Annotated in this window: 22 protein-coding genes; 5 read left to right on the plus strand and 17 right to left on the minus strand. The window is 69.5% G+C overall.

Annotated features, from left to right (window positions below; genetic code table 11):
- The first annotated feature begins 67 nt into the window (after nucleotides 1–67).
- Complete coding sequence (locus ACEL92_RS21340; protein ID WP_374022632.1) at nucleotides 68–319, plus strand: hypothetical protein; 252 nt, start codon at nucleotides 68–70, stop codon at nucleotides 317–319.
- Here ACEL92_RS21340 and hpf read toward each other — a convergent pair.
- From hpf to ACEL92_RS21400, 12 genes are all read right to left on the minus strand, one after another.
- Nucleotides 295–963, minus strand: a complete 669-nt coding sequence (gene hpf, locus ACEL92_RS21345; RefSeq protein WP_374022633.1) for a ribosome hibernation-promoting factor, HPF/YfiA family — start codon at nucleotides 961–963, stop codon at nucleotides 295–297. The two genes, ACEL92_RS21340 and hpf, sit on opposite strands and share 25 nt — an antisense overlap.
- 323 nt (nucleotides 964–1,286) lie before the next feature.
- The gene (locus ACEL92_RS21350) at nucleotides 1,287–1,919 is read right to left on the minus strand and encodes a ComF family protein (protein WP_374022634.1); all 633 of its coding nucleotides are present in this window, start codon (nucleotides 1,917–1,919) and stop codon (nucleotides 1,287–1,289) included.
- A 156-nt stretch (nucleotides 1,920–2,075) separates the two neighbouring features.
- Nucleotides 2,076–3,836: an MtrAB system accessory lipoprotein LpqB gene (gene lpqB, locus ACEL92_RS21355; protein ID WP_374022635.1), complete on the minus strand. Its 1,761-nt coding sequence runs from the start codon at nucleotides 3,834–3,836 to the stop codon at nucleotides 2,076–2,078.
- Nucleotides 3,833–5,506, minus strand: coding sequence for an MtrAB system histidine kinase MtrB (mtrB, locus tag ACEL92_RS21360; RefSeq protein ID WP_374022636.1), 1,674 nt, complete (start codon nucleotides 5,504–5,506; stop codon nucleotides 3,833–3,835). The genes lpqB and mtrB overlap by 4 nt, the downstream gene beginning before the upstream one ends.
- A 13-nt stretch (nucleotides 5,507–5,519) precedes the next feature.
- Nucleotides 5,520–6,206, minus strand: a complete 687-nt coding sequence (mtrA, locus tag ACEL92_RS21365; RefSeq protein WP_007168097.1) for a two-component system response regulator MtrA — start codon at nucleotides 6,204–6,206, stop codon at nucleotides 5,520–5,522.
- A gap of 80 nt (nucleotides 6,207–6,286) precedes the next feature.
- On the minus strand, nucleotides 6,287–6,976 hold the full coding sequence (locus tag ACEL92_RS21370) for a dTMP kinase (RefSeq protein ID WP_374022637.1): 690 nt from the start codon (nucleotides 6,974–6,976) through the stop codon (nucleotides 6,287–6,289).
- Nucleotides 6,977–7,068: 92 nt separating this feature from the next.
- A complete protein-coding gene (ahcY, locus tag ACEL92_RS21375) occupies nucleotides 7,069–8,541 on the minus strand; it encodes an adenosylhomocysteinase (protein ID WP_374022638.1) in 1,473 nt (490 codons plus the stop codon).
- A gap of 102 nt (nucleotides 8,542–8,643) precedes the next feature.
- Nucleotides 8,644–9,276 carry a TetR family transcriptional regulator gene (locus tag ACEL92_RS21380; RefSeq protein WP_374026320.1) on the minus strand — a complete coding sequence of 211 codons (633 nt, stop codon included), beginning with the start codon at nucleotides 9,274–9,276 and terminating at the stop codon, nucleotides 8,644–8,646.
- Between the two features lie 14 nt (nucleotides 9,277–9,290).
- Complete coding sequence (locus ACEL92_RS21385; RefSeq protein WP_374022639.1) at nucleotides 9,291–9,473, minus strand: rubredoxin; 183 nt, start codon at nucleotides 9,471–9,473, stop codon at nucleotides 9,291–9,293.
- Nucleotides 9,470–9,643 carry a rubredoxin gene (locus tag ACEL92_RS21390; RefSeq protein ID WP_374022640.1) on the minus strand — a complete coding sequence of 58 codons (174 nt, stop codon included), beginning with the start codon at nucleotides 9,641–9,643 and terminating at the stop codon, nucleotides 9,470–9,472. Before ACEL92_RS21390 ends, ACEL92_RS21385 begins: the two co-directional genes overlap by 4 nt.
- Nucleotides 9,640–10,905, minus strand: coding sequence for an alkane 1-monooxygenase (locus tag ACEL92_RS21395; RefSeq protein ID WP_374022641.1), 1,266 nt, complete (start codon nucleotides 10,903–10,905; stop codon nucleotides 9,640–9,642). The genes ACEL92_RS21390 and ACEL92_RS21395 overlap by 4 nt, the downstream gene beginning before the upstream one ends.
- 262 nt (nucleotides 10,906–11,167) lie before the next feature.
- The gene (locus tag ACEL92_RS21400) at nucleotides 11,168–12,679 is read right to left on the minus strand and encodes an amino acid permease (RefSeq protein ID WP_374022642.1); all 1,512 of its coding nucleotides are present in this window, start codon (nucleotides 12,677–12,679) and stop codon (nucleotides 11,168–11,170) included.
- A gap of 101 nt (nucleotides 12,680–12,780) precedes the next feature.
- On the opposite strand from ACEL92_RS21400, the gene ACEL92_RS21405 reads away from it, so the two are divergent.
- The gene (locus ACEL92_RS21405; RefSeq protein WP_374026321.1) at nucleotides 12,781–14,172 is read left to right on the plus strand and encodes an FAD-dependent oxidoreductase; all 1,392 of its coding nucleotides are present in this window, start codon (nucleotides 12,781–12,783) and stop codon (nucleotides 14,170–14,172) included.
- A gap of 16 nt (nucleotides 14,173–14,188) precedes the next feature.
- On the opposite strand, the gene manA is transcribed toward ACEL92_RS21405, so the two are convergent.
- The 4 genes from manA to ACEL92_RS21425 form a co-directional block, all read right to left on the minus strand.
- Entirely contained in the window at nucleotides 14,189–15,415 is a 1,227-nt protein-coding gene (gene manA, locus ACEL92_RS21410) for a mannose-6-phosphate isomerase, class I (RefSeq protein ID WP_374022643.1), read from the minus strand.
- 9 nt (nucleotides 15,416–15,424) lie between these two features.
- A complete protein-coding gene (locus tag ACEL92_RS21415) occupies nucleotides 15,425–16,525 on the minus strand; it encodes a TobH protein (protein WP_374022644.1) in 1,101 nt (366 codons plus the stop codon).
- Nucleotides 16,522–17,919 carry a phosphomannomutase/phosphoglucomutase gene (locus ACEL92_RS21420; protein ID WP_374022645.1) on the minus strand — a complete coding sequence of 466 codons (1,398 nt, stop codon included), beginning with the start codon at nucleotides 17,917–17,919 and terminating at the stop codon, nucleotides 16,522–16,524. Before ACEL92_RS21420 ends, ACEL92_RS21415 begins: the two co-directional genes overlap by 4 nt.
- Nucleotides 17,920–18,040: 121 nt before the next feature.
- Complete coding sequence (locus ACEL92_RS21425) at nucleotides 18,041–18,490, minus strand: DUF3499 domain-containing protein (protein WP_374022646.1); 450 nt, start codon at nucleotides 18,488–18,490, stop codon at nucleotides 18,041–18,043.
- A 173-nt stretch (nucleotides 18,491–18,663) separates the two neighbouring features.
- Here ACEL92_RS21425 and ACEL92_RS21430 point away from each other — a divergent pair, with 173 nt between their 5' ends.
- Nucleotides 18,664–19,086 carry a metallopeptidase family protein gene (locus ACEL92_RS21430; RefSeq protein WP_374026322.1) on the plus strand — a complete coding sequence of 141 codons (423 nt, stop codon included), beginning with the start codon at nucleotides 18,664–18,666 and terminating at the stop codon, nucleotides 19,084–19,086.
- 27 nt (nucleotides 19,087–19,113) lie between these two features.
- On the opposite strand, the gene ACEL92_RS21435 is transcribed toward ACEL92_RS21430, so the two are convergent.
- The gene (locus ACEL92_RS21435) at nucleotides 19,114–19,452 is read right to left on the minus strand and encodes a WhiB family transcriptional regulator (protein ID WP_007168083.1); all 339 of its coding nucleotides are present in this window, start codon (nucleotides 19,450–19,452) and stop codon (nucleotides 19,114–19,116) included.
- A 353-nt stretch (nucleotides 19,453–19,805) separates the two neighbouring features.
- Here ACEL92_RS21435 and cofD point away from each other — a divergent pair, with 353 nt between their 5' ends.
- Together cofD and ACEL92_RS21445 are read left to right on the plus strand one after the other, a co-directional pair.
- On the plus strand, nucleotides 19,806–20,807 hold the full coding sequence (gene cofD, locus ACEL92_RS21440) for a 2-phospho-L-lactate transferase (protein ID WP_374022647.1): 1,002 nt from the start codon (nucleotides 19,806–19,808) through the stop codon (nucleotides 20,805–20,807).
- Complete coding sequence (locus ACEL92_RS21445) at nucleotides 20,804–22,144, plus strand: coenzyme F420-0:L-glutamate ligase (protein WP_374022648.1); 1,341 nt, start codon at nucleotides 20,804–20,806, stop codon at nucleotides 22,142–22,144. Before cofD ends, ACEL92_RS21445 begins: the two co-directional genes overlap by 4 nt.
- Nucleotides 22,145–22,154: the final 10 nt, after the last annotated feature.

The raw sequence follows: 22,154 nt of genomic DNA on the forward strand, positions 1-22,154 counted from the left end.
CTATGTCCCCTGTTTGTTAGGAGTCTCTTCTCTTAAGGCGACTCCCATCGTAGGTGACGACGCCGCAATGACCGTCGTAGCGGCGATCGCAAGCGCGGCATTTGCCGGGCGCGGCGGGTCGCCGCCAAACCGTCATGCGGCGATCGCAAGCGCGGCATTTGCCGGGCGCGGCGGGTCGCCGCCAAACCGTCATGCGGCGATCGCAAGCGCGGCATTTGCCGGGCGCGGCGGGTCGCCGCCAAACCGTCATGCGGCGATCGCAAGCGCGGCATTTGCCGCCGCCAAACTGCCCCGTTACGAGAGCCTGATCAGCCCGTAATCGTAGGCGTGCCGGCGATAGACCACGCAGGGCCGCTCGGTCTGCTTGTCGTGGAAGAGGAAGAAGTCGTGCCCGACGAGCTCCATCTCGTAGAGCGCGTCGTCGACCGTCATCGGTGTGGCCGGGTGTTCTTTGGTCCGCACGATCCGGCCGGGCTCATGGTCAGCCTGGGCGCCGTCGTGCTCGGCCGGCGGCTCGGGCAGTCGTTCCTGCGCCGGCGGTGGCACGACCGCGGTGGCGGCGGCCAGCGACACCGGCGTCTTGTCGCCGTAGTGGACCTTGCGGCGATCCTTGACACGGCGTAGCCGGTTCTCCAGCTTGTCGACCGCGGACTCGAACGCCGCGTAGAAGCTGTCGGCGCAGGCCTCCGCCCGGCTTACCGGCCCGCGACCGCGGGCGGTGATCTCGACGCGTTGACACGATTTACGCTGTCGCCGGTTGGGCGCGTGCTTGAGCTCGACATCGAAAAGATAGATGGAGCGATCGAAGCGCTCGAGGCGGGCGAGTTTCTGGGAGACGTACACCCGATAGTGGTCGGGGATTTCTACGTTGCGGCCCTTGAAGACGACTTCGGCGTTGGTCATCGGTTGAACTTGGCCGTCGATTTGCGTCGGCGGTTGGTCGAGAATTTGACCGGAATCCACGGATAGCCTTGACATACGTGACAACTCGTTTCTCTTTCACGTCGCACGCGCCCTGCGTGCCCGGCTTGCTGACGACGCGCCGACGAGGTGGGGAGAGCGGGTCTTTCGATAAATCACCGCTGCAGGCTGCTCGCCGATGCAAGGTGTCGAATACTCACCCCTTCCCGCGAGTGGGGTCTCAACCTGGGAATGTCGCGACCAGTGAGTCAGACCAGTGAGTTGATTAACGTTGTTCTCGACGTTAGCTCTTGTTCGCCTCGCCATGCCACTGATTTCGCGGAGCTGTTGCGAGTTCTTCACATACTCTTGGCGGCCGCACAGCCTCACGCGGCGGCGACCGCCAGGACGGCCGTGACCCGAACGCCCGCCGCCCGCAATACCCGCACCGACTCGCGGGCCGTGGCGCCGGTGGTGACGATGTCGTCGACGATCACGACCTCGCTGCGCGGCGGCGCGCGGCGCAGCCGCACCCGGCCCGCGATGTTGCGTTCGCGGGCGGCGGTGCCGAGGCCGACCGAGTCGCGAACCAGTGCCCTCATCCGCAATGCCGGAGCGACAGCGATCGCGGGGTGGCCCGCCACCGCCGCGCGGGCGAGCCGGGTGACCGGGTCGCCGCCGCGGCGGCGCGCGGCCGAGCGGCGGGTCGGGGCCGGCACGACCGTCAGCGGGAGCTCGACGATGCCCCAAGTCAGCAACCGGTGCACACCGGTGGCCAGCGCACCCGCCAGCGGCCCGACCAGATCCGTGCGGCCGTGCTCCTTGAGCCCGAGGATCGCCGCCCGCCGCGTGCCGGCGTAGCGGCCGAGCGCGAAGACCGGCACCTGCGGATCGATGCGAGGGTTCACGACATGCGGCTGGTCGGCGGCCACCGACAGCTCGCGGGCGCACGCGGCGCACCAGCGGCTCGACGGCGCCCCGCAGCCGCCGCACTGCAGCGGCAGGATGAGATCAAGCATGGGTGTCAGTGTGGCCGTTGGGGCCGACAACCCGGGAAGGGCAAGATCAACCCGACGGTGACGACCCGCTGCGCCCGGCTCCGCCGCGCTTGCGATCGTCACTAGCCCGACGGTGACGACCCGCTGCGCCCGGCTCCGCCGCGCTTGCGATCGTCACTAGCCGGGTAACACCGGCGCCGCGCCGAACACCATCAGCCCTGGCACGTCCGACCACCCCTGTTGGCTTTCGGCGGCGGCCGCCGAATACTGCAGCACCCCTTGGGGAGCGCCGACGTAGACCGTCGACGGGTTGGCGGCGACCGTCAGTACCGGCATCTGCAGGCCGCGGGCGGGCGCGTCGGAGTTCACCCCGTCGAGGTTGACGTAGGACACCGGATGGCTGGCGTCGGTGCGGGTGACCACGATGTCGTCGCCGGTGCGCCAGGACAGCGACACCACCGAGTTGCCCAAGCCGAAGCCGAGCCGCCGCGGGTAGGTCAGGGCGTACTGGCCGGCCTGGGTCTGCTCGACGCTGGCCATGATCACCTGGCCGCCGATCACCATCGCGGCGCGCGTGCTGTCGCGGGACAGCTGCAGGTCGGTGATCGGCCCGGGGAAGCGGGTCGACACGGCAACGGAGTCGACGGGGATACGGGCGGGTTGGCCCGACGCCGGTTCCTGGATCGCGCGCAACACGTTGTTGCCGTCCACCACCACCCACACCGCGTCGTCCAGCGACCAACTCGGCCGCGTCAGGCCGTGCCCGTCGGCGGACTGCACGGCCTCGCCGCCGAGGTCACCGATCCACAGCGAGGCCGCCTCGTCCGGCGCGCCGCGGTGCAGGGTGACGACGGAGGCGACCTGCCGGCCATTGCGCGACAACGCGGCGCCGGTCTGGTCCCCCATCCGCCCGAAGGCCCCGGCCACGTTGGCGAAGTGCTGGCCGTCCAGGGAGACCAGCGAGCCGTTCACCAGAGCGTGCAGCCCGGCGCCCGCGCCGTCGGCGACGCCCGGGTCGGTCGCGGCGACGTCGGAGGTCGTCCAGCCCTCGGCAAACCTGTCGTCCAGCGGGGCGCCGTCGGCGTTGATCACGTACGGCCCCCGGATGTCGGCCCGCGCCAGCGTCCAAATGATTTGCGCGGCAAGCAAAGCCCTGCTGTGCGGATCGGTGGTGGACAGCTTCTCCAGGTCGATGCGCGCGCCGCCGTAACCGCGCCCGATCCCGTTCTTGCCACCGTCGGCCCGGGTCACCGGCCCGCGCAGCCGCAGCGGCGGGGCGAGCAGGTTACGCACGGTGTGCGCCATCTCGGGGCGCGGCCCGGCGATCAGCTTGGAGACCAGCTCGGTCGCCAACTGGTCGTGGTCGGCCACCGCCACGTAGCGCGGATCGGGAACCACCGTCTTGCCGGTCGGGTCGGCGAAGTAGAGCGTGTTGCGTTTGTACGTCGACTGGAACTGCTGCCAGTCCAGGAACACCCCATTGGGCAGGCGGTCGATCCGCCACCCGCCCGAGGTCTTGACCAACTCGATCGGGCCGGGATCCGGCAGCACCCCCTCGGCGGTTTCGAACACCCCCATGTCCGACAGCGAACCCAGGATGTCCGCCCGCATCGTCGCCGAGACCCGTTCGGCGGCACGGGTTTCCACGAACACCACGTGGTCGATCAGCAGCGCGCTACCGGCGTCGTCCCAGGCGTTGGACGCCGCCTGGGTGAGGAACTGGCGGGCCGCCAGGTGCCGGTTCGCGGGATCGGCTGTGGCCTTGAGGAATTCGCGCAGCAGGACGTCGGGATCCATGCCGGGGGTCGGCTTGGGCAGGTTCGACGGCGCGGGCCGTTCGACCGTGCCGATGGCCTGGGGCGCCGACGAGCTGGGCACGCCCGCGCAGCCGGCCAGCAGCGCGGCCAGCATCAGCAGGCCCAGCAGCCGCCGCATCATCCGCTCCTCTCCGCGTGTTCGCGCTGCCGCGAACGCTCTTTGGGCTGCGGGCCGGTGTTGGCGGTCGGCGGGATGGGCTTCATGGGCAGCGGGCTGGTGGTCACCTTGTGGCCGCGAACCAGCGGCAGCGTGAGCCGGAAGCACGAGCCCTCGCCGGGCTCGCCCCACGCCTCCAGCCGGCCCTGGTGCAGGCGGGCGTCCTCGACGCTGATCGCCAGCCCCAGGCCGGTGCCGCCCGAGCGGCGCACCCGCGACGGGTCGGCGCGCCAGAACCGGCTGAACACCAGCTTCTCCTCGCCGGGCCGCAGCCCCACCCCGTAGTCGCGGACGGTGACGGCGACGGTGTCCTCGTCGGCGCCCATCCGGATCTGCACCGGCTTGTGTTCGGCGTGGTCGATGGCGTTGGCGATCAGGTTGCGCAGGATCCGCTCCACCCGGCGGGTGTCGACCTCGGCGATCACCTCTTCGTCGGGCAGGTCGACGAGCAACTCGATGCCGGCGTCCTCGGCCAGGTGGCCCACGTTGCCGAGCGCGCTCTGCACGGTGGTGCGCAGATCCACTGCCTCGACGGACAATTCGGCCACCCCCGCGTCGTGGCGGGAGATCTCCAGCAGGTCGTTGAGCAGCGACTCGAACCGGTCGAGTTCGTTGACCATCAGCTCGGTGGAACGCGCCAGGGTGGGGTCGAGGTCGGCGCTGTGGTCATAGATGAGGTCGGCGGCCATCCGCACGGTGGTCAGCGGGGTGCGGAGCTCGTGGCTGACGTCGGAGGTGAACCGGCGCTGCAGGTTGCCGAACTCCTCGAGCTGGGTGATCTGGCGGGACAGGCTTTCGGCCATGTCGTTGAACGACACCGCGAGCCGGGCCATGTCGTCCTCGCCGCGCACCGGCATCCGTTCGGACAGATGCCCCTCGGCGAACCGTTCGGCGATCCGCGACGCCGACCGCACCGGCACCACCACCTGGCGCGAGACCAGCAGCGCGATCCCGGCGAGCAGCACCAGCAGCACGGCGCCGCCGGTGATCATGGTGCCGCGGACCAGCGTGATGGTGGCCTGCTCGTTCTTCAGCGGGAAGATCAGGTACAGCTCCAGGTTGGCCACCTGCGACGACGCCGGCGTACCCATGATCAGCGCGGGCCCGGAAAATCCGTCGGTGTGCACGGTCGCGTACTGGTAGGACGCCTGCCCGGCCTTGACGAAGCCGCGCAGCGAATTGGGCACCTGGTCGACGGGCCCGGCTGTGGTCGCCGCGCGCGGCCCGTCGCCCGGCACGATCAGCACCGCGTCGAACGCTCCGGCCAGCCCGGCGCCCGACGCGGAATCGGTCTTGGACGTCAGCGTGTTGCGGGCCAGCTGCAGGCTGCTGTCGAGCGAGCGCGTCTCCTCACCGCTGACGATCCCGCCGACGGTGGTGCGCGCGCGTTCGATCTGCTCGATACCGGCCTTGACCTTGACGTCGAGCACCCGATTGGTGACCTGAGAAGTCAGCACGAAGCCGAGCGCGAGGATCACCGCCAGGGACAGCCCGAGCGTCAGCGCGACCACGCGCAGCTGCAATGACCGGCGCCACGCGGTACCCACCACTCGACTCAAGGCACCCATGCCGCGAGTCATGGGCCCCGAGCGCCCCCACCGACTCCTAGTGCGTCGCCGAGAGCCCCAGATCACCTACACCGTCCGGTCACGGAGGTCCGGCCTTGTAACCCACTCCTCGAACGGTCAACACCACGGTCGGGTTTTCGGGATCCTTCTCAACCTTGGCCCGCAGACGTTGGACGTGCACGTTCACCAAGCGGGTGTCCGCCGGGTGCCGGTATCCCCACACCTGTTCGAGCAGCACATCACGAGTAAACACCTGCCGCGGTTTGCGCGCCAACGCGACCAGCAGGTCGAACTCGAGCGGCGTCAGGGAGATCTGCTCGCCGTTGCGGGTGACCTTGTGCGCCGGCACGTCGATCTCGACGTCGGCGATGGACAGCATCTCGGCCGGCTCGTCGTCGTTGCGCCGCAGCCGCGCCCGCACCCGGGCCACCAGCTCCTTGGGCTTGAACGGCTTCATGATGTAGTCGTCGGCGCCCGACTCGAGGCCGAGGACGACGTCCACGGTGTCGGTCTTCGCGGTGAGCATGACGATCGGGACGCCCGAGTCGGCGCGCAGCACGCGACAGACGTCGATACCGTTCATGCCCGGCAGCATCAGGTCCAACAACACCAGATCGGGGCGCAGTTCGCGCACCGCAGTCAGGGCCTGGGTACCGTCACCGATGACCGCGGTGTCGAAACCCTCCCCACGCAACACGATGGTGAGCATCTCGGCCAGCGAAGCGTCGTCATCGACGACCAAAATCCTTTGCCTCATGGAGTCCATGGTGTCACCAGAACGGGACAAACCCGGCGCGCCACACGGGCGTTTCTTGCTCCGAGCCGCAAATATGGACGCAAAACCGGTCAAATTCCGGTGCTCGGCGGCCCCGGCGTGCCCTCCCGGACCGTTGTGCGGACGTCCTTCGCGCCGATGAGGGTGGCGGCCAGCCGGCCCGGGTCGACGTCCGCGTCGGCCACCAGCCAGGGCCCGCCCCAGCCCGAGGCGGCCAGCTCCGCGTACACCGCGCCGGTGCGCAGCTGCAGTTCGTCGTCGCGTTCGTAGCTGTCGCGGGCCCGTCCGGGGTCGGCCTCCGCCCGGCTGCGGGCGCGCTGCCCGGCCAGCTGCGCGGGCACCGCGAGCAGCACCTGCCAGTCGGGCGCGGGCAGGCGCAACCGCCGGTATTCGAGCTCGAGCACCCAGTCGGCCGCCGCCCCGGCCGCGCCCTCGCGCAGGCGTGCGGCGCTGTAGGCCGCGTTCGACGCGACGTAGCGGTCCAGGATCACGACGTCGTGGTCGCGGCGTAGCGCCTCGATGTCCTCGACGGCCCCGGCCCGGTCGAGCGCGAACAGCATGGCCATCCCGTAGACCGACGACGACAGGTCGCCGTGCCCGCCGTGCAGGGCCTCGGCCGCGATGTCGGCGGTCACCGATTTCCCGTAGCGCGGGAAGGCCGTGATCGCCACCGACTTCCCGGCCGCCTGGAAGGCCTTGCGCAGGCCCTCGGACAGCGTCCGCTTGCCCGCCCCGTCGACCCCTTCGATCGCGATCAGCACGGCGCCGAGCCTATCCCCGCCCGCGAGCGCCACGCTGGCGTGACACTCGAGGCCGAGCGCCACACTGGCGTGACGCTCGGCGATTCAGCGACTCAGTAGCGGTAGTGGTCGGCCTTGTAGGGGCCGTCGACATCGACGCCGATGTACTCGGCCTGCTCCTTGGTCAGCTTGGTCAGCTTGCCGCCGAGCGCCTCGACGTGGATGCGGGCCACCTTCTCGTCGAGGTGCTTGGGCAGCCGGTACACCTCGTTGTCGTACTCGTCGTTCTTGGTCCACAGCTCGATCTGCGCGATCACCTGGTTGGAGAAGCTGTTGCTCATGACGAACGACGGGTGGCCGGTGGCGTTGCCCAGGTTCAGCAGCCGGCCCTCGGAGAGCAGGATGATCGACTTGCCGCTGTCGGGGAACGTCCACACGTCGACCTGCGGTCGGATGTTGGTCTTGGTCGCGCCGGAGCGCTCCAGCTGGGCGACCTGGATCTCGTTGTCGAAGTGCCCGATGTTGCCCAGCACCGCGTAGTCCTTCATCGCCTTCATGTGCGCCAGCGTGATGATGTCCTTGTTCCCGGTGGCGGTGATGACGATGTCCGCCGTGCCGATCGCGTCCTCGACGGTCTCCACGTCGTAGCCCTCCATCAGCGCCTGCAGGGCGTTGATCGGGTCGATCTCGGTGACGACCACGCGCGCGCCCTGGCCCTTGACCGACTCGGCGCAGCCCTTGCCGACGTCGCCGTAGCCGCAGACCAGCACCTTCTTGCCGCCGATCAGCACGTCGGTGCCGCGGTTGATGCCGTCGATCAGGGAGTGGCGGCAGCCGTACTTGTTGTCGAACTTGGACTTGGTGACCGAGTCGTTGACGTTGATCGCCGGGAAGGCCAGGTCGCCGGCCGCGGCGAACTGGTAGAGCCGCAGCACGCCGGTGGTGGTCTCCTCGGTGACGCCCTTGACCGACTCCGAGATCTTGGTCCACTTGTCCTTGTCGGTCTCGAAGCGCTTGCGCAGCAGCTCCAGGAAGACCTTCCATTCGGTGGGGTCGTCGTCCTCCGCGGGCGGCACCACGCCGGCCTTCTCGTACTGCGCGCCGCGCAGCACCAGCATGGTGGCGTCACCGCCGTCGTCGAGGATCATGTTGGCCGGTTCGTCGGGCCAAGTCAGCATCTGCTCGGCGGCCCACCAGTACTCCTCGAGCGTCTCGCCCTTCCAGGCGAACACCGGGACACCCTTGGGCTCCTCGGGCGTGCCGTGCGGGCCGACCACCACCGCGGCGGCGGCGTGGTCCTGGGTGGAGAAGATGTTGCACGACGCCCAGCGGACCTGCGCGCCCAGCGAGACGAGGGTCTCGATGAGCACCGCGGTCTGCACGGTCATGTGCAGCGAGCCCGAGATCCGCGCCCCCTTGAGCGGTTGCACGTCGGCGTACTCGCGGCGCAGCGACATCAGGCCCGGCATCTCCTGCTCGGAGAGCTCGATGTCCCGGCGACCGTAGTCCGCCAGCGACAGGTCGGCGACCTTGAAGTCGATGCCGTTGCGGACGTCGGCGGTCAGCGAACTTTCAGGCGTCGTCATTAACGTTCCATTCCTTTTGCGGCTTGGGTTCGGAAGAGGATTACTTAGCTTAGGTATGTGCTCTTGGGCCACTGTAGTCGGCGGCCCAGGCGCCGGCAGTCGTCAGGGGACGTTGACGACGCCATGACGCTCCGCGAACGGCGTCATCAGCCGCGCCAAGTCCGCCGCCACATCGTGATCCGCCTCGGGCGGCATCGACACGTAGCTCAGCGCCAGCCGCACGATGGCCCGCGCCAGCACGCCGGCGTCCTCGTCGCTGGTGGCCACCCAACTCTGGGTGAACGCCGTGCTCAGCCGTTCCGACGCCCGCGTGATGATGGGCCCGCTGTCGGTGGTGATGATCTGCAGCAGGTCCGGTTTGGCCACCCCGGTCAGCAGCGAGATCACCAGCGGGTCCGCCGCCGACTCGGCGAAGAAGGCCCGAAAGCCCTGCAGGAACGCCTCGTAGATCTTGCCGACGTTGGCGACGATCGCGGTGTGCACGGCGTCGACCAGCCGGTCGGCCAGGCGCAGGGCGTATCCCTGCGCCAGGCCCTGCCGCGATCCGAACTCGTTGTAGATGGTCTGCCGGCTGATACCCGCGGCGCGGGCCACGTCCGAGAGCGTGATGGCGGACCAGTCGCGGGTCAGCAGCAGCTCCCGCATCGCGTCCAGCACCGAGTCGCGCAGCAGGGCGCGCGACGCCTCGGGGTAGGGCATCCGCTTCACAGGCGCGACAATAGCCGCTTGGGCCATGCCGTTGGTGCCGATCACGCGCGGGCTGTCTCGACCATCTCGAAGTCGGATTTCGCCGCGCCGCAGTCCGGGCAGCTCCAGTCCTCGGGAATGTCGTCCCAGCGGGTCCCGGGCGCGATGCCGTCCTCCGGCCAGCCCTTGGCCTCGTCGTATTCGAATCCGCACTGCACGCAGACGAAGAGTTTGTAGTCGGTCATCGGATTGCTCCTATCTCTTGGAAATCGACCTTCTCGCGCACCGCGCAATCGGGGCAGGACCAGTCGTCGGGAATCTCACCGAACGGCGTTCCCGCGGGAAATCCTTCCCGCGGAGCGCCTTTCGCCTCGTCGTAGGTGTAGTCGCATCCCGGGCAGCGGTAGGCGCTCATGCCGTTGCCCCGTAGCGGGCGAGCACCCGCTCGCGCACCCGCGGGTGGATGTTGACCTTGGTGATGTCGCCGTCGTAGTGCTCGAGCACCCGGTGGTCCATCACCTTGCGCCACAGCGGCGGCACGTAGGTGAGCGAGATCATCGACGCGTAGCCGCTGGGCAGGTTGGGGGCGCCCGCCATGCTGCGCAGCGTCTGGTAGCGGCGAGTGGGGTTGGCGTGGTGATCGCTGTGCCGCTGCAGGTGGTACAGGAACAGGTTGGTGACGACGTGGTCGGAGTTCCAGCTGTGCACCGGCGCGCACCGTTCGTAGCGGGCTTTCCCCGTAGGCGAGTCGAGCTTCTGCCGCAGCAGCCCGTAGTGCTCCAGGTAGTTGACGGACTCGAGCAGGCTGAAGCCGAACACGGCCTGGATGATCACGAACGGGATGAGCGCCGGGCCGAAGACCGCGATCAGCGCGCCCCACAACACGATCGACAGCAGCCAGGCGTTGAGCACGTCGTTGGACAGATACGTCGCGGGGTTCCACGGATTCTTGTCCAGCCGGCGCAGGCGTTGGGCCTCCAGCCGCAGCGACGAGCGCAGGCTGCCGAAGACGCTGCGCGGCAGGAACTCCCAGAAGGTTTCCCCGAAGCGCGCCGACGCTGGGTCTTCCGGCGTGGACACCCGCACGTGGTGGCCGCGGTTGTGCTCGATGTAGAAGTGGCCGTAACAGGTCTGCGCCAGGGTGATCTTGGACAGCCACCGCTCCAGCGAGTCCTTCTTGTGGCCCATCTCGTGGGCGGTGTTGATGCCGACGCCGCCGAGCACGCCGACCGACAGCGCCACGCCCAGCTTGCCCACCCAGCCCAGCGCGCCGCCTGAACCAGCCGGGAAGCCCAGCCAGCTCAGGTCCGAGGCGGTGAACAGGTACGCGCCGAAGACCACGCTGAGGTATTGGAAGGGAATGAAAATGTAGGTGCAGTAGCGGTAGTACTTGTCGTTCTCCAGCTGCTCCATCACCTCGTCGGGCGGGTCCTGCCCGTCGGGCCCGAAGCGCAGGTCGAGGATCGGCAGCAGGACGTAGACGAGGATCGGCCCGATCCACAGCGGCGCCTGCGCGGCGGCGTGCCAGCCGAGCTGGTTGAGCCCCCAGACGATCGGCAGCATCACCAAGAGCGCCGTCGGGGCGATCAGTCCCATCAGCCAGAGGCGCCGCTTCTTGTCCCGCCAGACGGGCGGCTCGACCGCGTCGGAGTCCGCCTGCCGTTCGAGTGTGGTCATATGTCGAACCTCCTTGTGAGTCACACCACGTCGGTGGTTGACAATATCGCTATCAGCGTCCGCTGTCTAGACATATGAGGTGGTTTTGTAAACTAAGGGAGCCGCCCGGGTGGGCAGCGGCGGCGAGCGCGCATCCCGGCGTTGAGCGTGCGTCCACGCCCTTGAATGCGCGGTCAGGTCCCGCGAATCGCCCGTTTTCCACCCTGGATGCGCCGCCAAAGCCGCAAGCCTCGACGCATCGGACTTCCGTGAGCTGGACGGCCTATGCCGCCGTGGAAGTCGCGTCGGGATCGGGTTCTTTCTCGGGATGCCCCCCATCGCGGCGGCCCTGCACGGAGTGCCGGTAGCCGTAGCCGACGTAGATCGCGGTGCCCACCACCAGCCAGACGCCGAATCGCACCCAGGTCAGCGCCGTCAGGTTGACCATCAGCCAGACGCACGCGGCGATCGAGGCGATCGGCAGGACCGGCACCCACGGGGCGCGGAAGCCGCGCTCGAGGTCCGGGCGGGTGCGGCGCAACACCATGACGCCGGCCGACACCAGGACGAACGCGAACAGCGTGCCGACGTTGACCATCTCCTCGAGCTTGGCGATCGGGAACACCGACGCCGTCGCGGCCACCACCACCGCGACCAGCGCGGTGATCCGCACCGGGGTGCCGCGTGAGCCGGTCTTCGCCAGCTGCCGCGGCAGCAAGCCGTCGCGCGCCATCGCGAACAGCACGCGGCACTGGCCGAGCATCAGCACCATCACCACGGTGGTCAATCCGGCCAGCGCCCCGATCGCGATGATCTTGCTGGCCCAGTGGATGCCGTTCGCCGTGAAGGCCGTCGCCAGGTTGGCCGGCTTGTGGCCCGGCACGGTCTTGAGCTGGGTGTAGGAGACCATCCCGGACAGCACCACCGAGACCGCCACGTAGAGCACGGTCACGATCGCCAGCGACGCCAGGATCCCCCGGGGCACGTCGCGCTGGGGCGTCTTGGTCTCCTCGGCCATGGTCGCGACGATGTCGAACCCGATGAACGCGAAGAACACGATCGATGCGCCCGCCAGCACGCCGTACCAGCCGTAGTGGCTGCTGTGCGCCCCGGTCAGCAACGACAGCACCGACTGGTTGACGCCCGACGCCTCGTGCCCCGCCTCGGGCTTGGGGATGAACGGCGAATAGTTCGAGCCCTTGATGTAGAAGGCGCCGACGACGACCACCAGCAGCACCACCGACACCTTGATGCCGGTGATCACCGCGGAGAACCGCGACGACAGCTTGGTGCCCAGCGCGATCAGCACCGCAACGGCGGTGACGATCAGCAGCGCGCCCCAGTCCAGGGTGACCGAGCCGAGCTGCGCTGTGCCACCGGCAAACCCGAAGACGTTGCCCAGGTAGCTCGACCACCCCTTGGCCACCACCGCCGCGCCGATCGCCAGCTCCAGCAGCAGGTTCCAGCCGATGATCCAGGCGAGGAACTCTCCGAAGGTGGCATAGGAAAAGGTGTAGGCGCTGCCGGCGACCGGCAGCGTCGAGGCGAACTCGGCGTAGCACAGCGCCGCGAGCGCGCAGGTGACCGCCGCGATCACGAACGAAATCCAGATCGCCGGGCCGGTGATGTCACCGGTCGTCGACGCGGTGACCGTGAAGATACCGGCGCCGATCACCACCGCGACGCCGAAGACCACCAGGTCCAACCAGGTCAGGTCCTTGCGTAACCGGGTGTCTGGCTCGTCGGTGTCGGCGATCGATTGTTCGACCGACTTCATGCGCCATCGGTTGGCCATCCGTCGCTCTTTCCCTCTACGAATGGGACCCATTGGTCCGTCACAGTACTGGGTACCCTGCCGAGATGGCGGACAGCAAAGCAAACACCAGGGACCATGCGGTGGTCATCGGCGGCAGCATCGCCGGGCTGTGCGCCGCGCAGGTGCTCTCGGATGTCTTCTCGCGGGTCACCGTCTACGAGCGCGACGAGGTGCCGAGCACACCGTCGAACCGGACGGCCGTTCCGCAGGACCGGCACCTGCACATGCTGATGGCCCGCGGGGCAATGGAGTTCGAGAGTCTCTTCCCCGGGCTGCTGCAAGACATGGTGGCCGCGGGCGTGCCCATGCTTGAGAACCGGCCCGACTGCATTCACCTCGGCGCCGCAGGCCACCTGCTCGGCACCGGACACACCCTGCGCGACGAATTCACCGCGTACGTGCCCAGCCGGCCGCACCTGGAGTGGCAGCTGCGCAGACGCGTCCGCGACACCGACAATGTCACGATGGTGCGGCGCTCCGTGGCCGAACCGCGGTTCGACCCGGCGCGCCAGCGGGTGACCGGGGTGCTGCTGGATCCCGTCGACGGCGGGGGTCCGGAATTTGTCGCGGCCGACCTCGTCGTCGACGCGGCCGGCCGGGGCACCCGGCTGCCGACGTGGCTGACGCAGTGGGGGTACGAGCGTCCGCGCGAAGACCTCCTCGACATCGGCATCCATTACGCGACCCAGCAATTCCGCATCCCGGACGGATTGATCGCGGAGAAGGTGGTGGTCGCCGGCGCCTCGCACGACAAGTCGCTGGGGCTCGGCATGCTCTGCTACGAGGACCGCACCTGGGTGCTGACGACGTTCGGGGTGGCGAATGTCAAGCCGCCGCAGACGTTTCCGGAGATGCTGGAACTGGCCGAGGAGCTGGTCCCCGCGCACGTCAACGCGGCGTTGAAGCAGGCCGATCCCGTCGGCGAGCCGGCCTTCCACGCCTTTCCGGCCAGCAAGTGGCGCCGCTACGACAAGCTGGACCGCTTCCCCACCGGCATCATCCCCCTCGGTGACGCCGTCGCCAGCTTCAACCCCACCTTCGGGCAGGGCATGACGATGACTTCACTGCAGGCCGGGCACCTGCGGCGTGCGCTGAAACTCCCCGACGACCAGCTGGCCGCCGAACTGAGCCGCGCCACCGCCAAGTCGACCTTCCCGGTCTGGACGATGAACGCCATCGGCGACGTCACCTTCCACCACGCCGGGACCAAGGGGCCCATCCCCTGGTGGTGGCGGCCCTCGGGCGCGCTGTTCGACCAGTTTCTCGGCGCCGCGGAAACCGATCCCATTCTGGCCGAATGGTTTTTGCGCCGATTCTCGCTGCTCGACAGCCTCTACATGGTTCCGCCGCCGCGCATCGTCGGGCGGGCCATCGCCCACAACTTGCGGCTGTGGCTGGGCGAACGCCGTCAGGCCGCCCGTCGCGATCGCGAGCGTCGCGGCGAAGCCGGGCGATGCGGGTCGCCACGATAAGGCCGCCGTAGGGCCGTCACAGCCCGACGGTCGCCCTGAACAGCTTGGTGGGCTCGCGCGCGACCAGCCGGATCGGGGCGTCGTCGGCCGCCACCCAGGCGGCCCTCCCCCGCTGCAGCGTCAGCGAGCCGGACTTGCCGTGCACCGTCGTGCATCCCTCGGTGCACAGCAGGATTTGCGGTCCCTCGTGGCTGCACGAGGCGTCGACCTCGTGGCCCAGGTAGTCGCCGTCGAGCTCCAGCAGGGCGACCGCGAACTCCTCGGCCGGGGTCTCGTAGATCAGGCCGAAGCCCTCGCGGCGCACGGGCGGGCGCACGTCCGCCTCGGTGGTCGGGGTGAAGTCGAGCACCCGCAACAGCTCGGGGACGTCGACGTGCTTGGGGGTCAGGCCGCCGCGTAACACGTTGTCGGAGTTGGCCATGACCTCCAGGGCGAAACCGCGCAGATAGGTGTGCAGGCTGCCGGCCGACACGAAGATCGCCTCGCCCGGGGCCAGCGTGATGCGGTTCAGCAACAGGGCGGCCAGCACCCCGGCATCGCCGGGATAGCGTTCCCCGAGTTCCAGCACCGTCTTGACCTCGCCCGCGAATTCCGTTGCCCCGGAACTGATGTACTGGATGGCGCCGTCCAGCACGGCGGGCACCAGCACGTCGATGTCGGGCTGCGGCGCGGTGATCCAGGTGGTGAACAGGGCCCGCAGGCCGTCGGCGTCCGACTGGTCGTTGAGCAGGTCGATGAAGGGGTCGAGGTCGGAGACGGACAGCGCCCGCAGCAGCTCCACGGTGCGCGAGGCCTGCCGGAAACCGGCAAGCGCCTCGAAAGGCTGCAGCGCCACCAGCAATTCGGGTTTGTGCGAGGTGTCGCGGTAGTTGCGCACCGGCGAGTTCAGCGGAATGCCCAGCCGCTCCTCACGCAGGTAACCCTCGGCCGCCTGCGCCGCGCTCGGATGCGCCTGCAACGACAGCGGCTCGTCGGCGGCGAGCACCTTGACCAGGAATGGCAGCACGTCACCGAAACGGGCGCGGGCGCCGGGCCCGAGCTGGCCCTCCGGGTCGGCGACCAGCGCCTCGAGCAACGAGATCTCGCCCGCGCCCGTTTCCAGCCAGGCCGGGTCGCCCGGATGCGCGCCGAACCAGAGTTCGGCCTCCGGATGGGCAGCCGGGACCGTACGCCCGGTGAATTCCGCTATGGCGGTACGCGATCCCCAGGCGTACGTCCGTACGGCCCCGCGAAGCAGCTCCACTGTCGTTATCTATCCCCGCGCCAGGCGCGCGTAAACCGCGGCCATCTCCAGTCGAACGGCCAATACTGCCAGTTGCTGCTCGGCGCTGATGGCGCCGCCCAACGCCGGCGCGACCGTCGACCCGGCCGAGCCGCCCGGCCCGTCGGGCACGTCCTCGGCGGCGAGCAGGTAGATGTCGTCGAGCCCGGCGGTCCGGGCCGCCACGATCGTCTGTTCGCCGGACAACGTCAGGGCCAACACCAGCAGCCGCTGCGGCAGCGGCCCGTCGATCTGTTCGTCGTGGAAGAGCGCGTCGGCGGGGTCGGCGAAGCCGCCGGAGATGCCGGCGCGCAGCGCGACGACGGCGTCCGACAGCCCGGTGGCCGCGACCACCTGATGGGCGATCCGCAGCAGGACCGAACTGCCGTGCCGGGCCAGCGCGAGCGTCGCGGCGCAGTCGCCGGCCAGCGCCACCTGCCGGTCGGCGATGCGCGCGGCGATCGTCTTGGCGGGATTGGTGAACAGCTCGCGGGCCGCGCTGTTGCGCAGCGCCTCGGCGTCCAGCTCGTCGGCCAGCGCCCGCAGGTCGACGCTGGGTCGCTGGTCCACCGCCTGCACGACGGCCAGGGCGGCGGCCAGGTAGCGGCACAGCCCGAACTCGTCGGGGATCGGCAGCCGCGGCGCCAGCACCGCCGCGCGACCCGCGGTGGCGTCCCGCAGCGGACCCTCGTACGGCGCGGCGACGACGACCCTCGCCCCGCGGCGCACCCCCGTCGCGGCCGCGCTGACCAGCGCCGGATCGCCGGGGTCGTCGCCCGCGACGATCAGCACGTCCAGCGGGCCGATCCACGGCGGGACCTCGGCGGTCAGCGTGATCGGCTCGGAGGCCGCACCGGCCACCGTCGCGGCGACCATCGCGCCGGCGTTGTCGGCGGTCCCGCGGCCGGCGACCCAGATCAGGCTGCGTGGCCGGTCGTCGGACCGCAGCGGATCCAGCGCGCCCTCGTCGACGGCGGCGGCGATCGCCCTGACCTGCGCGCCGGCCGACGACGCCGCGCGCAGCAGCCCGTCCCGGTCGGCGGCGAGCAGGCCCTCGGTGTCTTCGAGATCAATCGCCCGGACGGCGTTCACGGGGCGGCCCCGGCCGGGGCCGACTGGGCCCGGATCTCGGCGCTGATCTGCGCGACCACCGCGTCGACGTCCTCGGTGCTGCGAGCCTCGACGTTGAGCCGCAGCAACGGCTCGGTGTTGGAGCTGCGCAGGTTGAACCAGCTGCCGTCGCCCAGGTCGACGGTCACGCCGTCCACGTGATCGAGCGATTGGATGCGGCTGCCGAAGGATTTCAGCACCGCCTCCGTGCACAGCGCGGCGTCGGCCACGGTGAAGTTGATCTCGCCGGACGATTCGTAGCGCTGGTAGTCGGCGGTCAGCTCCGACAACGGCCGGTCCTGCTCGCCCAACGCCGCAAGCACGTACAGCGCCGCCAGCATCCCGGAGTCCGCGCCCCAGAAGTCACGGAAGTAATAGTGCGCCGAATGCTCGCCGCCGAAGATGGCGCCGGTGTCGGCCATCATCGCCTTGATATAGGAGTGACCGACGCGCGAGCGCAGCGGTGTGCCGCCGCGTTCGGTGACCAGCTCCGGCACCGCCCGCGACGTGATCACGTTGTGGATGATGGTGGCGCCGATCTCGCGGCCCAGCTCGCGGGCGGCCACCAAGCTGGTCACCGTCGAGGGCGACACCGGCCAACCGCGTTCGTCGACCACGAAGCAGCGGTCGGCGTCGCCGTCGAAGGCCAGGCCGATGTCGGCACCCGTCTGGCGAACGTAGTCCTGCAGGTCGACCAGGTTGGCCGGGTCGAGCGGGTTGGCCTCGTGATTGGGAAACGAGCCGTCGAGCTCGAAATACAACGGCAGCAAGGTGATCGAGTCGATCGCCCCGAGCACGGCGGGCGCGGTGAGCCCGGCCATGCCGTTGCCCGCGTCCACCGCCACCCGCAGGGGACGCAGCCCCGAGGTGCTCACCAGCGAGCGCAAAAATTTGCCGTACTCGTCGAGCACGTCACGGTCGGTCACGGTGCCGGGCTGTCCGTTATAGCGCTCGACCCCGGCGATGACGGACTCGCTGACGGTGCGCAGACCGCTGTCGGCGCCGACCGGTTTGGCGGCCGCCCGGCACAGCTTGATGCCGTTGTAGGCCGCCGGGTTATGACTCGCGGTGAACATCGCGCCCGGGCAGTCCAGCAACCCGGAGGCGAAGTACAGCTGATCGGTGGAGGCGAGACCGATCCGCACCACGTCCAGCCCCTGCCCCGTCACCCCGGAAGCGAAGGAGGCGGCCAGCGCGGGCGAACTGTCCCGCATGTCGTAGCCGATCACCACCTGCCGGGCGCCCTCGCCGCGCATCAGCGCGGCGAACGCCGCACCCAAAGCGGTGACCAGCGGCTCGTCGAGTTCTTCGCCGACCAACCCTCGTACGTCGTAAGCCTTGACGACGCGGTGCACGGTCGCGGCGAGCCGAGACATGCGGGGCCTCCTGACGCCTTAAAGGGTTCGCGTTCCTTCGCCTCTCGGCCGCCAGCCTATCGGCCCCCGGGAAACCCGGGCCGCAGCGGTGCGCGGGGATCCGCACGCAACACCCGGCCCGCTAGTCCTTGGGGTCGGGCAGCACCCGCAGATGCCCCCGGCGCCGGCCCGAACGATGCTCGGGTGGCGCCAGCACACTGCTGCTGGGGGCGGTGGCCCCCCCGTGATGAATGTGCGGGTCCGCGAAGCCGTTCAGCGGCGTGCCGGTGCCGCCGTAGGGCACGGCGCGCTGGACCTGGCCGCCTTCGCGCACCGCGTCGGCGAGGGCGACCAGGTCGTCCTCGTCGGGGTGCGTGGGCTCGGCATGGAGGGGACCGGCGTGGCGCACGAGATCCCATCCGCGGGGGGCCGTGATCCGGCCGGCATGGCCGACGCACAGGTCCCACGAATGCGGTTCCCGCGCGGTCGCGAGTGGCCCCACCACCGCCGTCGAGTCCGAGTAGACGAACGTCAAGGTCGCCACGGCGTAGTGCGGACACCCGGGCCGGCAACAGCGACGGGGAACGTTCACGAGCGAAAGGCTATCGTGCACAAACGCCGGTGAAGCGCCGGACACGCGCAACCGGCGGCCTCCCGATGTTCAACCGTTACCATCGGCGCGTGGGCGATTCGCGCAGCTTCCCGCGGAGGGATCGGCCCCAGGGCCGATTCGCTTCCCACCGGTCCTCCCGGCGGGGCCGCGACGTGCGCGGCCCGCTGCTGCCGCCGACGGTGCCCGGCTGGCGCAGCCGGGCCGAGCGGTTCGACATGGCGGTGCTGGAGGCCTACGAACCCATCGAGCGCAATTGGCAGGCGCGCCTGGGCGACCTCGACGTGGCGGTCGACGAGATCCCCCGCATCGCGGCCAAGGATCCCGACAGTGTGCAGTGGCCGCCGGAGGTCATCGCCGACGGGCCGATCCCGCTGGCGCGATTGATTCCGGCGGGCGTCGACGTCCGCGGCAACGCCACGCGGGCGCGAATAGTCCTGTTTCGCAAGCCTATTGAGCGACGGGCCAAGGACACCGTCGAACTCGGTGATTTGCTGCACGAAATATTGGTGGCCCAGGTGGCCATCTACCTCGACGTGGAGCCGTCGGTCATCGACCCGACGATCGACGACGAATAGCCCTGGCGTTCAGGCGCCTTCGGCGCCTCAGATGATGCCGCGCTTGAGGCGCCGGCGCTCGCGCTCGGAGAGCCCGCCCCAAATGCCGAAGCGCTCGTCGTGCTCCAGGGCGTACTCCAGGCACTCGTGGCGTACCTCGCACCCCAGGCAGATCTTCTTGGCCTCGCGGGTGGAGCCGCCCTTCTCCGGGAAGAACGCCTCGGGATCGGTTTGGGCACACAGCGCCCGGTCCTGCCACTGGTCCGCGACGGGGGCCGGCATCGGCTCGGGCTCGAATGCGACTGGCGCATCAGGAACCACGGTCAAGTGCGGCCGGGCCGGTCGGACCGGCGCCGAGACGATGGGGGTGTGCGGCGTGCTCGCCATGACTCCTCGAAGATGTTCGTAAGACATACGGTCGTCCGCCTCCTCAGTTTGATTGAGAGAGTGAGTGGTTCCCACTATTTCTGATGTGTACAGACAATTCGAACAAGTGATCGAATCTCGGTCTGCGACACCGGAACCGGCCGGCCAACCGGGAAATGACACTGTTGTGATTAGACACGGGTTGACCTGCCGGGTCAAGCGTTACGGCGCATTTCCATACCATCTCGTGATCGAATTACGGCGTTTCCGTTGTTTTGCGCGTTCGGCGTGTCGATCACATCGCACACGACTATGCTTAAGGGCCGCGTAACGGCCCCGCCACCGCAAGGTCGCCGGGCAGTACTGTCGTCCACGTGAAGGTCACCGTTCTGGTCGGCGGGGTTGGCGGCGCCCGATTCCTGCTGGGTATTCAACAGCTGCTCGGGCTCGGTCAGTTCGGATCGCAACAGCACCCAGACGCGGGAGCCGGCACCCACGAACTTAACGCAATCGTCAACATCGGCGACGACGCTTGGATTCATGGACTGCGGGTCTGCCCGGATTTGGACACCTGCATGTACACCTTAGGTGGAGGGGTAGACCCGGAGCGCGGGTGGGGTCATCGCGACGAAACCTGGCACGCCAAAGAGGAATTGGCACGCTACGGCGTGCAGCCGGACTGGTTCGGGCTCGGCGACCGGGATATCGCCACCCACCTGGTGCGCACCCAAATGCTGAACGCCGGCTACCCGCTGTCACAGATCACCACCGCCTTGTGCGACCGCTGGCAGCCCGGCGCTCGGTTGCTGCCGGCGAGCGACGACCGCTGCGAGACACACGTGGTGATCACCGATCCCGACGACGGCACGCGCCGCGCGATCCACTTCCAGGAGTGGTGGGTGCGCTACCGGGCCGAGGTGCCCACGCACGGCTTCGCCTTCGTCGGCGCCGAAAAAGCCACCGCCACAAGCGAAGCGGTGGCGGCCATCGCCGACGCCGACGCCATCCTGCTGGCGCCCTCCAACCCGGTGGTGAGCGTCGGCGCCATCCTGGCCGTCCCCGGGATTCGCGCCGCGTTGCGCTCGGCGACCGCCCCGATCGTCGGCTACTCCCCGATCATCGGGGGAAAACCCTTGCGCGGCATGGCAGATGCGTGCCTGTCGGTGATCGGGGTGGAATCCACCGCGGAGGCGGTCGGACGGCACTACGGGGGGCGCAGCGGCACCGGGATCCTGGACTGCTGGCTGGTGCACGAGGGGGATCACGCCGACATCGAGGGCGTGGCGGTGGCCGCCGTGCCGCTGTTGATGACCGACCCCAAAGCGACCGCCGAGATGGTGCGGGCGGGCCTCGAACTCGCGGGCGTGGCCCCGTGACGGAACACGGCACCGGCGCGGCGATCGAGATCCTGCCCGTCCCCGGGCTTCCCGAATTCCGGCCCGGTGACGACCTGAGCGCGGCGCTGGCCGCGGCCGCGCCTTGGCTGCGCGACCGCGACGTCGTGGTGGTGACCAGCAAGGTGGTGTCCAAGTGCGAGGGGCGGCTGGTGCCGGCGCCGCAGGACGCCGAGGAGCGGGACCAACTGAGGCGCAAGCTCGTCGACGACGAGGCGGTGCGGGTGCTGGCGCGCAAGGGCCGCACGCTGATCACCGAGAACCGCATCGGCCTCATCCAGGCCGCCGCGGGCGTGGACGGATCCAACGTGGGCCGCGACGAACTCGCGCTGCTGCCGGTCGACCCGGACGCCAGCGCCGCGGCGCTGCGGGCCGGGCTTCGCGAGCGGCTGGGCGTCGAAGTGGCCGTGGTCATCACCGACACGATGGGCCGCGCGTGGCGCAACGGCCAGATCGACGCCGCGGTGGGTTCGTCGGGTCTGGCTGTGCTGCATGGGTATTCGGGTGCCGTCGACCGGCACGGCAACGAGTTGGTGGTCACCGAGATCGCGGTGGCCGACGAGGTGGCGGCCGCAGCCGATCTGGTGAAGGGCAAGCTGACCGCCATGCCGGTGGCCGTGGTGCGCGGCCTCACCGTGGCCGACGACGGGTCGACCGCCCGGCAGCTGTTGCGGCCCGGCGAGGAGGACCTGTTCTGGCTCGGCACCGCCGAGGCTCTCGACATGGGGCGCCGGCAGGCGCAGCTGTTGCGCCGGTCGGTGCGCCAGTTCAGCGCCGAGCCCGTCGCGCCCGAGCTGATCGAAGCCGCCGTCGCCGAGGCCCTCACCGCGCCGGCCCCGCACCACACCCGCCCGGTCCGCTTCGTGTGGTTGCAGACTCCCGACGTCCGGCGGCGGCTGCTGGACCGCATGAAGGACAAGTGGCGATCCGACCTCGCCGGCGACGGCCGGCCCGCCGACTCGGTGGAACGCCGGGTGGCGCGCGGCCAGATCCTCTACGACGCGCCCGAGGTCGTCATCCCGATGCTGGTCCTCGACGGCGCGCACACCTATCCTGACGCCGCCCGCACCGAGGCGGAGCACACCATGTTCACCGTCGCCGTCGGGGCGGCCGTGCAGGCCCTGCTCGTCGCGCTGGCCGTGCGGGGGGTGGGCAGCTGCTGGATCGGCTCGACGATCTTCGCCCCCGACCTGGTGCGCGCCGAACTCGACTTGCCCGCCGACTGGGAGCCGTTGGGCGCCGTCGCGATCGGTTACCCCGACGAGCCCGCCGGCCCGCGCGACGCCGCGGACACCGGGGATTTGTTGATCCGCAAGTGATACTGGCCCC

Source organism: Mycobacterium hainanense (assembly GCF_041890355.1).
Classification (GTDB): domain Bacteria; phylum Actinomycetota; class Actinomycetes; order Mycobacteriales; family Mycobacteriaceae; genus Mycobacterium; species Mycobacterium hainanense.